This is a genomic window from Caldicellulosiruptor kronotskyensis 2002 (genome assembly GCF_000166775.1).
Taxonomy (GTDB): Bacteria; Bacillota; Thermoanaerobacteria; order Caldicellulosiruptorales; family Caldicellulosiruptoraceae; genus Caldicellulosiruptor; species Caldicellulosiruptor kronotskyensis.
Window position 1 is genome coordinate 1,114,117 of record NC_014720.1, and the last position, 14,875, is coordinate 1,128,991.

The window sequence follows — 14,875 nt, forward strand, 5'->3', positions numbered from 1 at the left end:
ATGAATATACTCAGTATTTTTACAAACCCATATTTGTGGGCATCAACCATTGCGATGTCGGTACCGCTTGCACTTCCGGCAATTGGTGGTACTTTTTCAGAACGATCTGGCGTTGTCAATATTTCTATGGAAGGAATAATGCTAATTTCGGCATTTGTTTCAGTTGCGTTTTCGGCATACTTTCACAATGCATGGCTTGGACTTTTAGCAGGAGTAATCTCAGGTATTTTGGTAGCATATGTATTTGCATGGGCAGCTGCAAAGATGTATGCAAACCAGATAGTCCTTGGTATGGCTTTTAATATATTTGCATCTGGTATTACAGCTTACCTTTTCAATGCTATATATGGCCCGGAAGGAACACCTTTTGACACCCCTAAACTTCCTGATGTTAGGATACCTGTGATAGATAGAATTCCTGTAATTGGACAGATTTTAAGTGGTCAAAATGTAATGGTTTATATAATGTTTGTTTTGATAATACTTAGCCAGTGGTTTTTATTCTATACAACCATAGGTTTGAGGCTAAGAGCAGTTGGCGAAAATCCAGAAGCTGCTGAGACAGCTGGTATCGATGTTGTTAAGATGAAATACTTGGGTGTTATACTGGGTGGGGCATTTTCTGCTCTTGGTGGTGCTTATCTTTCAATTGGTGTTTTGAACAGTTTTTCCCCAGAGATGTCGTCAGGAAGAGGTTATATAGCATTAGCTGCAATGATTTTTGGTAAATGGACACCTGTAGGCTCATTTTTAGCATCACTTTTGTTTGGTTTTGCCACAGCTCTTAGCTATACATTACAAGAATCTTCAATTTCAAAAAACATTATTATGATGTTACCTTATGTAGTTACAATATTAGCATTAATTGGTATTGGTGGTAAGAGTGTTGCACCTGCTGCCGACGGTATTCCTTACAGGCCCAAAAAATAAGAAGGAAGGGCGGGTGCAAGTTGTGGAAAGTTTTGAATCGGTAGGATATCCCCAAAGGTATGAGCTTGTATTAAGGAAATTAAAGCAACTCATTGAAGAGAAATTTAAAGAGGGTGACAAGCTTCCTTCTGAAATGGAACTTGCAAAGCTTTTTGGTGTGAGCAGAGCGACGCTCAGAGAAGCTTTAAGAATATTAGAAGAAGAAGGATATGTTGTAAGAAAACATGGTGTTGGGACTTTTGTCTCATCACGACCAATTTTACAATCTGGAATGGAAGAGCTTCAGAGTATAACGAAGTTAATGGAAAAACAGGGATACAAGCCGCACACGAAAGATATTATTGTTACCAAGACCTATCCAAACGCAAAAGAGGCTCATATGCTCAGAATATCATCAACTGAAGAGATTATCAAGATAGAAAGAGTACGACTTGCTGAGAGTATTCCCGTTGTATATTGTGTTGATAGACTTCCTGCAAAGCTCTTTTCATCTGAGTTTAAATTTGTAGGAGAGTCGTTATTTGACTATTTAAATGACAAACTGGGAATATATATTGCATATGCAATCTCTGATATTATCCCAATGCTTGCTGAAAAAAATAATGTTTATAAAAAGCTTAACCTTGAAAAGAACGATGTTGTTCTTTTGCTTGACCAGGTTCATTTTGACCAAAATGACATTCCAATTTTGTATTCTTCAAATTATTTTTCACCCAAAAAATTCAGATTCTATATTGTAAGAAAGAGGGTATAAAAAATGAAGTATTTGGACAGAGTTGATGAACAAACTGCGTATTTTTTGAACTTGGCAAAAGAAGCTCAAGAGAAGGCATATGCACCATATTCACGTTTCAGGGTGGGTGCGGCGATTGTTGGTAGCAGTGGTAAAGTGTATACAGGGTGCAATATAGAAAATGCTTCGTATCCCCTTTCTATGTGTGCAGAAAGGGTTGCACTTTTTAAGGCGATATCAGAAGGAGAAACAAAAATAAAAGCTCTTTATATAATCGGTCCTGAAAATGAGCCTATATCACCGTGTGGTGCGTGCAGACAGGTGGTTTTTGAACTTGCAAAAGATAGCACCATTTATCTTTCAAATTATGATATGACAAAAGTAATAGAAACTAATATCAAAGAACTTTTGCCATATGGATTTGAATTGCAAGAAAGATGAAATTAAGATTAAGACAGGAGGGCGATTGTTCAAGGTGAAAGCAATATTACTTTCTCTTATCACAGGATTTGTTGTGGGTGCTATATTCAGGCTTTTGAAGCTTCCCATTCCTGCTCCAAATGCTCTTGCAGGTGTAATGGGCATATTTGGAATATTCTTGGGAGCTATTTTTGTTGAGCAAATTCTCAAGTTATTAACAAAGTAAAGCAAGAAGGTGAAAAGGTGTGCTGGTGACAGAGATTATTAGGAAAAAACGTGACGGAGAGATACTGAGCAAAGAAGAGCTTGAATTTATTGTAAACGGATATGTAAAAGGCAAAATTCCAGACTATCAGATGTCTGCTTTCTTGATGGCTATATATTTTAGAGGGATGTCAAAAGATGAGCTTGTAGAACTTACCATGCTCATGGCAAAATCAGGTAAGATGGTAGACCTGAGCAGTATAGAGGGTATCAAGGTTGACAAACACTCAAGTGGTGGTATTGCTGATACAACAACCCTGGTCTTAATACCACTGGCAGCATCTTGCGGTGTAAAGGTTGCAAAGATGTCAGGACGAGGGCTTTCTCACACAGGTGGGACAATTGACAAGTTGGAGTCAATCCCAGGTTTTAAAACAGAGCTTTCAGAAGATGAGTTTATAGAAGCTGTAAATAAAGTTGGTGCGGCAATTGTTGGGCAGTCAGAAAGCCTTGTTCCCGCAGACAAAAAGATATATGCTTTAAGAGATGTCACAGGTACAGTTGAATCTATACCACTTATAGCATCTTCTATCATGAGCAAAAAGATTGCAGCTGGTAGTGATAAGATAATACTTGATGTCAAGTTTGGCAAAGGTGCTTTCATGAAAGAGTATGAAAAGGCAAAAGAGCTTGCTAATACTATGGTTGAGATTGGAACTTTGGCAGGAAGAGAAACAGTGGCATATGTTACAGATATGAATCAGCCACTTGGTCTTATGATTGGCAACGCTCTTGAGGTTATTGAAGCAATAGAGGTCTTAAAAGGCAGAGGATATGAAGATTTGAAGAATCTTTGTATTGAATTTGCATCTGAGATGATGATTATGGCTGGAGTTGAAAAGGAGAAAAAATTAGCACAAGAAAGAGCAATTGAGAGCATTGAAAAAGGGCATGCTCTCAAAAAATTTAGAGAAATTATAAAAAACCAGGGTGGAAATCCTGAAATAGTTGACAATTATTCATTGCTGCCACAAGCCAAATATATTTATGAACTAAAATGCGACGAAGATATGTATATTAAAGATATTGATGCTCTCAAACTTGGGCTTTGCGCACTAAAACTTGGAGCAGGAAGACAAAGAAAAGAAGACAAGATTGACTACGCAGTTGGAATTCAACTTTTTGGTAAAATAGGCGACAAAATAGCCAAAAATATGCCGTTTGCTAAAATCTATGCAAATGATGAAAAAAGGCTTGAAGAAGCCATCACAGATGTGAAAACTGCATTTGAGTTTTCAAAAGTGCCTGTTCCAAAAAGAAAAGTAATATTTGCAAAGATAACAAAAGATAATGTTTTTGAATTTTAAATTACGTGGAGGGGAACATGATGACCAGAGAAGAGATTGCAAAGTTTATTGACCATACACTTTTGAAGTCTTCTGCAACACCTGCAGATATAAAAAAGCTTTGTGATGAAGCTCTGAAATACTCGTTTGCCTCTGTTTGTGTGAATCCTTATTATGTAAAATTATGTAAGGAATATTTGAAAGAGTCAAATGTCAAAGTGGCAACTGTGATAGGGTTTCCACTTGGAGCAAACACTCTTAAAACAAAGGTGTTTGAAGCAAAAGAAGCTTTTGAAAACGGTGCTGATGAGATAGATATGGTTATAAATATTGGAGCTATGCTAAGTGGTGACACAGATTATGTTTACGAAGAGATCAAGAGCATTGTTGAAGTTGCAAGAGAGTATTCAAATAAAATAGTAAAGGTAATAATCGAAACATCTGAGCTTGACGATGATAAAAAGATAGAAGCATGCAAAATTGCAGCCGCAGCAGGCGCAGATTTTGTAAAAACTTCCACGGGTTTTTCTAAAAGCGGTGCAAAGTATGAGGATATACTTCTTATGAGAAAAGTTGTAGGAGATAAGTTAAAAATCAAGGCTTCAGGTGGAATTAGAACATTTGAAGATGCTCTTTTGATGATACAAGCAGGTGCAAGCAGGATAGGTACAAGCAGTGGTGTAGCAATTGTGGGTGGAGAATAAAAATAACCTCAAGTATTTGTTTTTGGAGGGAAGATTTTTAAATGAGAGTTATATTAATTGTTCTTGACAGCGTGGGTGTTGGAGCGCTTGACGATGCAAATCTTTACGGGGATGAAGGGAGCAATACTCTTTCAAATACTTCATATGCAGTTGGAGGCATTGAACTTAAGAACTTATACAAGCTTGGAATAGGAAACATAACAAGTATAAAAGGTACACCACCGAATCCCAATCCTATTGGAGTTTTTGGGAAAAGCAAGGAAATGTCAAAGGGCAAGGATACTATAACCGGTCACTGGGAGATAGCTGGTGTTGTGTTAGAAGAACCTTTCAAGACATTTCCAAATGGTTTTCCTGAAGATTTGATTCAGGAATTTGAAAAAAGGATTGGGAGAAAAGTTCTTGGCAATAAAGTTGCATCTGGCACAGAGATAATAAAAGAGCTTGGAGAAGATCATATAAAAACCGGCTATCCAATTGTTTATACTTCTGCTGACTCTGTATTTCAAATAGCTGCTCACGAAGAAGTAATTCCGCTTGAGGAGCTATATAAGATATGCCAAATAGCAAGGCAGCTTCTTGTTGGGAAATATCTTGTTGCAAGAGTAATTGCAAGGCCATTTGTGGGTAAAGATAGGAACAGTTTTGTAAGAACTTATAACAGAAAAGACTTTGCAGTTGAGCCACCTTATAATACGCTGCTTGACAATATTAAAGAAGCAGGTTTTGAATGTGTGGGAATAGGTAAGATAGAGGATATTTTTGCCAAAAGAGGACTGACAAAGAGTATTCACACAGAAGGGAACATGGACGGGATTGACAAAACTTTGAAGGCAATGGATGAAGTTGACAAAGGACTAATTTTTACAAACCTTGTTGACTATGATATGCTGTATGGTCACAGAAATGACCCTCATGGTTATGCAAAGGCTTTAATAGACTTTGACACAAGGCTTCCCGAAATCATGGAAAAGCTTAAAAAAGATGATATTCTAATAATTACTGCAGACCATGGTTGTGACCCTACAACACCTTCTACAGACCATTCGCGTGAACATGTGCCAATACTTGTATATGGCCAAAATATCAAAAAAGGATATAACCTTGGAACAAGAAATAGTTTTTCTGATATTGGTCAGACAATAGCAGAGTATTTAAATGTAAAACCTTTAAGGTTTGGAGAGAGTTTTTTAAAAGAAATTGTGATAAAATAGCTATTGAGGTGATTTTTATGTCGTATTATGAAAGGGTAAAAGAAGCATCAGAGTTTATAAAAAGTAAGATTCCAAACGTGCCAGAGGTTGCTATTATTCTGGGCAGTGGACTTGGCAGTTTTGCGGATACAATGGAAGAAAAAATTGAAATCAAATATTCAGAGATACCTCATTTTCCTGTGTCTACTGTCAAGGGACACAAAGGCAACTTGGTTTTTGGAAAAGTAAAAGGAAGAGAGGTTTTGGCTTTTCAGGGAAGATTTCATCTTTATGAAGGGTATAATGCTCAAGAGGTTGTATTTGGTGTGAGGGCAGCAGGACTTTTGGGAGTGAAAAACCTTATTGTTACAAACGCGGCAGGGGGAATTTCTCCTTTGCTTTCTCCTGGAGATTTGATGGTGATAAAAGACCACATAAATCTATCAGGCGAAAACCCAGCAATTGGGCCAGAAGCAGAGAAATTTGGTGAAAGGTTTTTTGATATGACATATGCATATGACAGGGAGATAATTGAAAAATCAAAAGATGTTTACAAGAAAAACGGGGTTGATTATAAAGAAGGTATATACGCATTTTTAAAAGGTCCTTCATATGAAACACCTTCGGAGATAAGGATGCTGAAAATCCTTGGTGCTGATGCGGTTGGTATGTCAACAGTTTTGGAAGTTATTGCAGCGCGGCAGATGAATATCAAAGTTTTTGGAATTTCATGTATTACAAACATGGCAGCAGGAATTCTTGAAAAGAAACTTTCGCATGAAGAGGTCATAGAAGTTTCAAAGATGGTTGAGGAAAAGTTTATAAAAATAATTAGTGATTTGATAGAGATTATTTAAAATGAGAATATTAAATGCTTATATATCCTACACTGCAAAGTTTCTGGGCAGTGTAGGATTTTTGTTTATTATACAAAAAAAGCGGGTAAAAATAAATTTGGAATATTATTTTTCCTGCGGGGAGGGAAAATTGCTATATGAAAAAGGTATTGATAGTAGATGATGCAGCATTTGTGAGATATTCCTTAAGACAAACATTAGAAAAATATGGGTTTGAAGTTGTTGGGGAAGCATGTGATGGAAAAAGCTGTATAAGACTTTTTCAGCAGCTTCGTCCAGATATTGTAACACTTGATATTACAATGCCAGAGATGAACGGTATAGAGGTTTTGAAAAAGATTATGGAAATTGACAAGAATGCAAAAGTTGTCATGATAACTGCCTTAGGGCAAGAAGAAAAGGTAAAAGAGGCAGTATTAAATGGGGCAAAAGGGTTTATTGTAAAGCCATACAAAGAAGAACATCTTGTTAAGGTCTTGTCCTCTTTATAAAAGGATGAGAAGGTGAGACTGTGAATGAAATGCAAAAAGACCCCATGTTTGAAGTATTTATAAGCGAAGCAAAAGAGATAGTAAGTTCGCTTGAGAGGATCTTTATTGAACTCAAAGAAGGAAACAGAAACTTAGATATAGCAGTGGCAGAAGCTTTAAGATTTTTTCATACATTAAAAGGTTCCTCAGCGATGATGGGGTTTGATGACATATCCAAGGTTTGTCATAGAGTGGAAGACATATTTGTTTGTATGAGAGATGAAGGTAAACTACCGACAAATCTTGATAACTTTATTTTAAACATGTTAAAGTTAATAGATTTTTTAACCATTCAGATAAATTGTATAGAAAACTTACAGCAGCCTCAAGATGCAGAAAATATAAAAGAGGTTTTAGAGAAAATTGAGACGAGCTTAGCAGAAAACGATAGGGTACAAGCTGAGAGTGAGAAAAAATATCATATAAGGCTGCTTTTTGAAGAAGGCTGGGAAATGGAGAATTTGAGAGCCTTTTTAATTGTTCAAAATTTGAAACAATATGTAAATGTTTTAGAATACTTGCCTTCTGATATTGAAAGTAACATGGCATCTTCAGAAAAAATTAAAAAAGATGGTTTTTTTATTTCAATTAAAACTTTACTTAAAAAAGAAGATGTGGTAAAACTTTTTGAAAACTTTGCATGGGTAAAAGACATCAAGATTGAAGAAGTATCAGAAAAAGCTTCTTTAACCAAAGAGATAAGTTCATATCAGAATGCCACACACTCTATCCATAAGCTAATAAACGTTAATATTGAAAAAGTTGATAGACTAATAGACCTCATTGGAGAAGTGGTAATAACCTTTTCAATGATTGTTCAACACAAAGAAGTAAAAACTGATGAGAATAGTAGTTTCAAAAATTTAACACTTCAGATGTCAAAGCTAATAAGAGAACTTCAAGAAGTGGCAATGTCGATGCGTATGCTACCGCTTTCTTCTACATTTCAAAGGTTGAAAAGAACCATTATTGAGATGTCTGCAAAACTTCAAAAACCAGTTAATGTTCATATTACTGGGGAGGAGACAGAACTTGACAAAGTTCTGATAGAACACTTAACAGACCCACTAATTCATTTAGTTAGAAATGCTGTGGACCATGGAATAGAAGACAAAGAAGAAAGATTAAAAAAAGGTAAAGATATGACTGGTAATGTGTATATCAGTGCTAAAAATAGCGGGTCTGAAGTGGTTATTAGCATTGAGGATGATGGCAGAGGTCTTAATAAAGAGAAAATCTTACAAAAAGCTTTTGAAAGAGGCCTTATAACCTCACCTGATGATATTGTCGAAGATGAGATTTTTGAGTTAATATTTCAGCCAGGGTTTTCTACAAAAGAAGAGGCGACAGAATACTCAGGAAGAGGTGTGGGGCTTGACATTGTGAAAAATAGCGTTCAAAAAATTGGCGGAAGAATTTTTGTTGAGTCTGAAAAAGACAGAGGCACAAGATTTACAATTAGAATACCTCTCACTTTGGCAATAATTGACGGAATGTTAATTGATGTTGATGGCAATGTCTTTGTTGTACCTTTGAGCTCAATAGTTGAGACATTTAAACTTGAAAAACAGCAGATAGTATTGGAAAACGAAATTCCGTTTGTGTATAGAAGAGGCATATGTTTTGGTGTAATTGATTTGAACAAGATGTTTTATGGAAAGGATATTCTTTACAAAGAGAGACCTTTTTATCTGGGTATACTTGTTACAAATGGTGAGAAGAATGGTGTTTTGCTTGTTGACAATATGATTTCCCAGCAGCAGATAGTTATAAAAACTCTGCCTGCTATTTTAAAGCAGGTAAGAGGTATTTCAGGGTGTACACTCCTTGGAAGTGGTAATATAGCATTTATTTTAGATATTGATGCTTTGCTTGAAAGGTAGGTGAGAAAAGTGCAGAAAGAATTGCTGCATAGCAAAGTGGATGAATTTGAAGAAGCTATGAAAGATATGTACCTTATATTCAAAGTGGATGACCAATTCTATGGGATAGAAATTAAGTATGTTATAGAGATAATTGGTCTTTTGCCAATAACCTATGTGCCAAATCAAGAAGAATATGTTAAAGGAATAATTAATTTGCGGGGTAAAATCATTCCGGTAATTGATGCAAGAATGAGACTTTCAAAGCCTCAAAAGGAGTACAACGAAAGAACTTGTGTAATTGTCACAAGCATAGATGATTTTTTGGCTGGCATTATTGTTGACCATGTGAGCGAGGTTGCTGTGATAAACAAGGACCAAATTAGTCCTTTGCCACAAACATATGAAAAGGTAGATGAAAGATTTTTTAGAGGTGTTGCAAGCTTAAATGAAAGGCTTGTATTAATACTTGATTGTGAAACTTTTGTCAAGCCTGATAGGATAAATCTCTAAAAAAATAAATGAAATAAATGAAAGGAGATGGGTAATTTATGAAGCTCTTTAAAAATCTCAAAATTTCTGTTAAGATTTTGGCGGGGTTTGGAATTGTTTTGATTTTGATACTCTTCATGGGTACAATAGCTGTTACAAATATCAACAGAATAAACAATGACTATACAGAGGTTTATCAGAGTAATGTTAAAGCATTTATTGCAATTGGCAATGTGCTTGAAGGTTTTGAAAGACAGCGTATTAACTACAGAAATATTTTACTTGCGAGAAATTCTGCAGAGATGAATTCTTATCTTCAGAAGGTCGATGAGATAAATGATTTTTACAAAACAAACCTTGAGGATTTTTCAAAACTGATAAATGAAGAGGACATAAGACAAGAGTATCAAAAGTTGAATTCTTTATTTGATGAATATGATAAGTTAACAAATCAAATAATTGAACTTGCAAAAAGTGACAAAAAAGCAGCAGTTGATCTTTTGTTCAAACAAAGTTCAGCTCAGCTTGTAAGTGATGTTCAAAACTCAATTAAGACTCTCTATGACCTTGAAAAAAAGTACATCGAAAAGTTAAACATTCAAAATAATGCCCTTGCAAAAAGTACAGTAACGTCTATGGTGATAATAGTTATTTTGTGCATAGCAATATCTCTCTTTATAGGTCTGGTTATTTCTTATGCAATTAGCAGACCTATCTCTAAAATGGTTTTAGCTGCCCAGAAGATTGCAGAAGGAGATTTAACAGTTGATGTAAGTGTTGATTCTAAGGATGAAATTGGAATTTTGTCAGAAGCTTTTTCTAAGATGATAGAATCACTATCCCAGCTTATCTATTCAGTAAAGTCATCAGCAGAACAGGTTGCGCTTGGTGCAAAACAGCTCGCAGATGCAAGCCAGAGCCTTGCTCAAGGGGCAACTGACCAAGCAAGTTCTATAGAGGAGCTGAATGCTTCAATAGAAGAGGTGTCTGCGCAGACGAAACAAAATAGTAAAAACGTAGAAGAAGCAACTAATTTTGCCAATCAAATAAAAGATGATGCAAAATTAGGTATGCAGCAAATGGAAGAAATGATGAAAGCTATGGAAGAAATCAATGCTGCCTCATCCAATATATCAAAAATAATCAAGACGATAGATGAAATTGCTTTTCAGACAAATATATTAGCGCTTAACGCTGCGGTTGAGGCAGCACGGGCAGGAAGCTATGGAAAAGGGTTTGCTGTTGTAGCCGAAGAGGTAAGGAACTTAGCAACAAGGAGTGCAAATGCTGCAAAAGAGACAAGTAGTCTTATTGAATCTACCATCAAAAAGATTGAAGTGGGAGATAGTATTGCAAAACAGACATACACCTCGTTAGATAGGATTACAAAGAATATCGATAAAATGGCCATGATTATGAATGATATAATGTATTCTTCAAAAGAACAGTCTGAAGCAATAGCACAGATTACAGAGGGGATAAACCAAGTTGCCAATGTAGTACAGAGCAATTCAGCAAACTCTCAAGAGACAGCTGCAGCTTCAGAAGAACTTTTCAGCCAGGCAGATGTTCTTAAAAATCTTGTTGAAAGATTTAAGACAAGAAGCTAATGAAAATAGTGAAAAACTAATCGGGCTGGGAAAACCAGCTCCTTTTATTTTTGTATCGATACAGTTTTGGTTTTAAAGATTTGATTTTTGAATCTTTTTGTGTAGAATTAGGCAAGTAGAAATATTATTGAAGAGGTGATTATATGAAAAACGGTGTGAGGTTTTGGGTATTTTCTGGGGTAATAATTGCTCTTGTGTTTGTTTTAACATTTACAATAAAGATACCGCTTATGGCAGGATATTTTAACATTGGCGATGTTGTGATAATGCTTTCTTCTATTTTGTTTGGTAAAAGTATAGGTTTTATGGGCGGAAGTTTTGGTTCTGCCCTTGCGGATATTGTTTCTGGTTATACCATTTATGCTCCTTTTACTTTTGTCATCAAAGGACTTGAAGGTTTTATCTGTGGACTGATTTTCGAGAAAATAGAAGGAAAGAAAAAGTGGGCATCTTTTATTATTTCGACAATGCTAAGTGGCATTCTTATGGCAGTGGGATATTTTTTGTCAGAAGCTTGTGTGTTAAAATATCTATCATCGGCATTAAATATTAAGAGAAACTTACAATTTGGGCTTAAAGTTGCTCTTGCGAATTTGCCTTTTAATTTACTTCAGGGTGTTTTGTCCGCAATAATTTCCATAATATTAGCTGTACCTGTTTATAATAATAAATTTATCGGGAAGATGAGAATTTGAAATACTTAAAATTTCCATATATACCAGAAAATAAAGCTACACACATTTTGCTTGACAAAAGAGCGTACGATAAGTTTATCTATACGTTAGAAGATTTAGGTATAAAAATAATAATATGTGAAAACTGTGACGATGTTTATCCTGCGATATCTTCTCACCCTGATATATTTTATTTTCACTATGAAGACAACTTAATCTATGCCGCTCCCAACTCACCAAGAAAAACCACAGAGGAACTGAAAAAGCTTGGATTTAATATAATATTTGGAGAGAAAGCTGTTTTGGGAAAATATCCTGAGGATGTAAAGTACAATATCGCAAAAGTTGGTACAAAAGTCTTTCACAATTTTAAATTTACTGATAGAATAGTAGCAAAAAGAATAGAAGATGATAACCTTCAAAGGATTCATATAAAACAAGGGTATAGTAAATGTTCAATCTTGATTGTAAATTCAAATGCAATTATTACCTCTGATAAAGGAATTTACAAAAAAGCTTTAGAAAATGGAATAGATAGCTTACTTATATCGCCAGGCTTTATTAAATTAGAAGGACTTAACTATGGTTTTATTGGCGGCTGTGGTGGGTTAATTAGCAAAAATATTATGGCTTTTAATGGCGATATTTCAATGCATCCAGATTATTTGAGTATAAAAAATTTTCTTAAAAAGTATGATATTGATATCTTGAATGTGGCGGGTTTACAGCTTTCAGATATAGGTTCTATCATTCCTTTGTGTCAGGAGTAGAAAAAAGAGCATATTGAAAAAGAGTATTTGAGGGTATATTTATTATTGTGCTAAAAAGTTAAAGCTTATATTCAGGGATGTGAAGAAAATGCAAATATTGAGTTTGGGAGTGGCAGACGATCCTGTTTTTGTATATGAGGGTTTAAAAAAACAGCTGGATAGGAATAAAAATGTGAAAGGACTTTTTATTGAACCAAATCAATGTGGTAGTATCACATTTTATGGTATTTTTTTAAGCGACGATGAACTCAAAAAAAATTTCGATTTGAATGCTTATGAGAGAGTAAAATATTTTGTTGCTGATGCAATAGCAAATGTAATAATTGAGTACACCAGAGAAAAATTTCTTTTTAAACTAATAAAACAAGATTATTATTTTTTAGATGAAATAGAAGCAAAGAAAATATATCAAGAAAGTCAAAAAAGATTAAATGAACTGACAAGTGCCCAGAGCTTTTCAAAGGTAAAATTCGAAATAATAAAAAAGGTACTTGACTATTTAGACTCTAACTTTGAATTTAATTTTGAAGGTTTTTTGACCTTCAGATTAAAAGAATATATAAAGACAATTCAAAATATTGTGGAAGATGTTACAAATAAATACCTTCTGGAAAGGGAATACTTTCAGTTTATAAACCTTCTAAGATATTTTACAGACATTCAAGAATCAAAGATAGAACATGTAGATGTTATCCCGACTGCTAAAATGTATTTGATCCTTGATAAAGAAGGAAATGAGATAAAAGACGAATTTTATGAGCTTTTATCAAGAAATTTTAAGTTAAATCTTTCAAAAGAAGATATACTTCTAAGTAGACTAATTTCACTCTCCCCTCAAAATATTATTTTTCACAAACACCAGGATACAACTATTCCAGCGGATATACTTGAAATTCTCTCTCTTGTATTTGATAAAAAACTTCAATTTTGCACTTCTTGCAAGATAAAATACGGAGATAGTTTTTCGTCCAAGAGTGAGGAATAGTTCCTCACTTTTGTTTTGTCCTGTTTACTTCAATTATTTAAAGTGATATAATCTTAAAGAGGAGAAGTAGTAAGCGGGGTTACAAAGAGGTGTATAAAGTATATGAATGAAAAACTTAAGAATGAGATGACAGACCATCTTTTTGAAGCAATACTTGAACTGAGAACAGTAGAGGAATGTTATAATTTTTTTGAAGATTTGTGCACGGTAAGAGAGATTCAGGAGCTTTCTCAAAGATTTGAGGTTGCAAAGCTTCTATTTGAGGGTGCAAAATATAGTGATATTACAAAAAAAACGGGGGCATCTCCTGCTACAATTAGCAGAGTAAACAGGTGTCTAAACTATGGAGCTGACGGCTATAAAACAGTGCTTTTACGACTTAAACAAAAATCAAGATTGGATGATGAAAAGTGATAGAACTTTTTGTTGCCACGCCTTTAGGTACAGAGTCGGTTGCAAAGGAAGAGCTGGTAAGGCTGGGATATAAAAACTTGAAAGTTGAAAATGGAAGGATTTTTGTGTCAGCCGAGCTTGAAGACATACCCAAGATCAATATAAATTTAAGAACGCCAAACAGAATTTTTGCTATCTTAAATAAATTCAAAGCTCAGACTTTTGATGAACTATTTGATGGAGTGTACAGCTACTCTTGGCATGAAATACTGCCAAAAGATGCAAAGATTTTGGTAACTGGCAGGACAGAAAAGTCTAAACTGGTTAGTATAAGGGCATGTCAGTCTATAACTAAAAAAGCAATAGTTGAAAAACTAAAATCAAAATACAATGTAAACTTGCTTGAAGAGACTGGACAGCTTTTCAAAATAGAAATTGCCATGATAAATGACATTGCTTATCTGCTTTTTGACACAACAGGCGATTCTCTTCACAAAAGAGGTTATCGGAAGCTTATTTCTAAAGCGCCTTTGAAAGAAAACATAGCAGCAACTTTAATCCTGCTTGCCAAATGGAAAGACGATGAAGAAGTATTCTGGGACCCATTTTGTGGTTCTGGAACCATAGCAATTGAAGCAGCAATGATTGCCAGAAACATAGCTCCTGGTATTAATAGAACCTTTCTGGCTGAAGAAAATGGATTTATTTCACCGCAGATATGGAAAAAATCAAGGCTTGAGGCAATTGAGAGAATTGACTATCAAAAAAAATTTGAATTACTATCTTCAGATATTGACGAGAATATGATACACATTGCAAAGGTAAACGCAAAGGAGATTGGTGTAGATAAAGACATAAGATTTTTCAGGGCAGATGCAAGGAAAATTAAAAAACCTTCAGAAAAAGGTATAATTGTGACAAACCCACCGTATGGAGAGAGGATTGATGGTATAAACATATTTGAGCTTTATAGAGATTTTGGTAGATGTCTTAAAACATTTGATAACTGGCACTTTTTTGTGTTATCAGCGTATAGCAAAATTGAAAAAGCATTTGGCAGAAAAGCAGACAAGAATAGGAAGCTTTACAATGGTAAGATAAAAACATATCTTTATTTCTATTTTCAGTTATGATAAAATGAGTTAAAAACTAAAGTAAATAAAAAAGGGCTT

The 14,875-nt window shown here is 34.8% G+C and carries 17 protein-coding genes; all 17 read left to right on the forward strand.

Annotated features, from left to right (window positions below):
- The 17 genes from CALKRO_RS04675 (at position 1) to CALKRO_RS04755 (ending at position 14,836) form a co-directional block, all read left to right on the forward strand.
- Positions 1-930 carry an ABC transporter permease gene (locus CALKRO_RS04675; RefSeq protein WP_013429940.1) on the forward strand — a complete coding sequence of 310 codons (930 nt, stop codon included), beginning with the start codon at positions 1-3 and terminating at the stop codon, positions 928-930.
- Between the two features lie 22 nt (positions 931-952).
- Complete coding sequence (locus CALKRO_RS04680; protein WP_041741932.1) at positions 953-1,684, forward strand: GntR family transcriptional regulator; 732 nt, start codon at positions 953-955, stop codon at positions 1,682-1,684.
- Between the two features lie 3 nt (positions 1,685-1,687).
- The gene (locus tag CALKRO_RS04685) at positions 1,688-2,104 is read left to right on the forward strand and encodes a cytidine deaminase (protein WP_013429942.1); all 417 of its coding nucleotides are present in this window, start codon (positions 1,688-1,690) and stop codon (positions 2,102-2,104) included.
- A 34-nt stretch (positions 2,105-2,138) separates the two neighbouring features.
- Positions 2,139-2,309, forward strand: a complete 171-nt coding sequence (locus tag CALKRO_RS04690) for a XapX domain-containing protein (protein WP_013429943.1) — start codon at positions 2,139-2,141, stop codon at positions 2,307-2,309.
- A gap of 19 nt (positions 2,310-2,328) precedes the next feature.
- Entirely contained in the window at positions 2,329-3,654 is a 1,326-nt protein-coding gene (locus tag CALKRO_RS04695) for a pyrimidine-nucleoside phosphorylase (RefSeq protein ID WP_013429944.1), read from the forward strand.
- 20 nt (positions 3,655-3,674) lie between these two features.
- The gene (gene deoC / locus CALKRO_RS04700) at positions 3,675-4,337 is read left to right on the forward strand and encodes a deoxyribose-phosphate aldolase (RefSeq protein ID WP_013429945.1); all 663 of its coding nucleotides are present in this window, start codon (positions 3,675-3,677) and stop codon (positions 4,335-4,337) included.
- Positions 4,338-4,378: 41 nt separating this feature from the next.
- A complete protein-coding gene (locus CALKRO_RS04705) occupies positions 4,379-5,551 on the forward strand; it encodes a phosphopentomutase (RefSeq protein ID WP_013429946.1) in 1,173 nt (390 codons plus the stop codon).
- A gap of 17 nt (positions 5,552-5,568) precedes the next feature.
- Positions 5,569-6,387, forward strand: coding sequence for a purine-nucleoside phosphorylase (locus CALKRO_RS04710; protein ID WP_013429947.1), 819 nt, complete (start codon positions 5,569-5,571; stop codon positions 6,385-6,387).
- A gap of 137 nt (positions 6,388-6,524) precedes the next feature.
- A complete protein-coding gene (locus tag CALKRO_RS04715; RefSeq protein WP_013429949.1) occupies positions 6,525-6,878 on the forward strand; it encodes a response regulator in 354 nt (117 codons plus the stop codon).
- A 29-nt stretch (positions 6,879-6,907) separates the two neighbouring features.
- Positions 6,908-8,800, forward strand: a complete 1,893-nt coding sequence (locus CALKRO_RS04720; RefSeq protein ID WP_237699146.1) for a chemotaxis protein CheA — start codon at positions 6,908-6,910, stop codon at positions 8,798-8,800.
- Positions 8,801-8,809: 9 nt separating this feature from the next.
- Positions 8,810-9,292 carry a chemotaxis protein CheW gene (locus CALKRO_RS04725; protein ID WP_013429951.1) on the forward strand — a complete coding sequence of 161 codons (483 nt, stop codon included), beginning with the start codon at positions 8,810-8,812 and terminating at the stop codon, positions 9,290-9,292.
- A 38-nt stretch (positions 9,293-9,330) separates the two neighbouring features.
- Positions 9,331-10,881, forward strand: a complete 1,551-nt coding sequence (locus CALKRO_RS04730; RefSeq protein WP_013429952.1) for a methyl-accepting chemotaxis protein — start codon at positions 9,331-9,333, stop codon at positions 10,879-10,881.
- A 143-nt stretch (positions 10,882-11,024) separates the two neighbouring features.
- The gene (locus CALKRO_RS04735; protein ID WP_013429953.1) at positions 11,025-11,576 is read left to right on the forward strand and encodes an ECF transporter S component; all 552 of its coding nucleotides are present in this window, start codon (positions 11,025-11,027) and stop codon (positions 11,574-11,576) included.
- Positions 11,573-12,325, forward strand: coding sequence for a DUF6873 family GME fold protein (locus tag CALKRO_RS04740; protein ID WP_013429954.1), 753 nt, complete (start codon positions 11,573-11,575; stop codon positions 12,323-12,325). The genes CALKRO_RS04735 and CALKRO_RS04740 overlap by 4 nt, the downstream gene beginning before the upstream one ends.
- Before the next feature lie 88 nt (positions 12,326-12,413).
- Positions 12,414-13,310 (forward strand): putative sporulation protein YtxC, encoded by an 897-nt coding sequence (ytxC, locus tag CALKRO_RS04745; protein ID WP_013429955.1) that lies wholly within the window; start codon positions 12,414-12,416, stop codon positions 13,308-13,310.
- Positions 13,311-13,412: 102 nt separating this feature from the next.
- Entirely contained in the window at positions 13,413-13,724 is a 312-nt protein-coding gene (locus tag CALKRO_RS04750; RefSeq protein WP_013402904.1) for a YerC/YecD family TrpR-related protein, read from the forward strand.
- Positions 13,721-14,836, forward strand: a complete 1,116-nt coding sequence (locus CALKRO_RS04755; RefSeq protein WP_013429956.1) for a THUMP domain-containing class I SAM-dependent RNA methyltransferase — start codon at positions 13,721-13,723, stop codon at positions 14,834-14,836. Before CALKRO_RS04750 ends, CALKRO_RS04755 begins: the two co-directional genes overlap by 4 nt.
- Positions 14,837-14,875 lie beyond the last annotated feature (39 nt).

Coding starts and splice junctions, on each gene's coding strand:
- CALKRO_RS04720 (WP_237699146.1), top strand. CDS start 6,908: ATGCAAAAAGACCCCATGTTTGAAGTATTTATAAGCGAAGCAAAAGAG.
- CALKRO_RS04715 (WP_013429949.1), top strand. CDS start 6,525: ATGAAAAAGGTATTGATAGTAGATGATGCAGCATTTGTGAGATATTCC.
- CALKRO_RS04705 (WP_013429946.1), top strand. CDS start 4,379: ATGAGAGTTATATTAATTGTTCTTGACAGCGTGGGTGTTGGAGCGCTT.
- CALKRO_RS04710 (WP_013429947.1), top strand. CDS start 5,569: ATGTCGTATTATGAAAGGGTAAAAGAAGCATCAGAGTTTATAAAAAGT.
- ytxC (WP_013429955.1), top strand. CDS start 12,414: ATGCAAATATTGAGTTTGGGAGTGGCAGACGATCCTGTTTTTGTATAT.
- CALKRO_RS04685 (WP_013429942.1), top strand. CDS start 1,688: ATGAAGTATTTGGACAGAGTTGATGAACAAACTGCGTATTTTTTGAAC.
- CALKRO_RS04730 (WP_013429952.1), top strand. CDS start 9,331: ATGAAGCTCTTTAAAAATCTCAAAATTTCTGTTAAGATTTTGGCGGGG.
- CALKRO_RS04735 (WP_013429953.1), top strand. CDS start 11,025: ATGAAAAACGGTGTGAGGTTTTGGGTATTTTCTGGGGTAATAATTGCT.
- deoC (WP_013429945.1), top strand. CDS start 3,675: ATGACCAGAGAAGAGATTGCAAAGTTTATTGACCATACACTTTTGAAG.
- CALKRO_RS04750 (WP_013402904.1), top strand. CDS start 13,413: ATGAATGAAAAACTTAAGAATGAGATGACAGACCATCTTTTTGAAGCA.
- CALKRO_RS04675 (WP_013429940.1), top strand. CDS start 1: ATGAATATACTCAGTATTTTTACAAACCCATATTTGTGGGCATCAACC.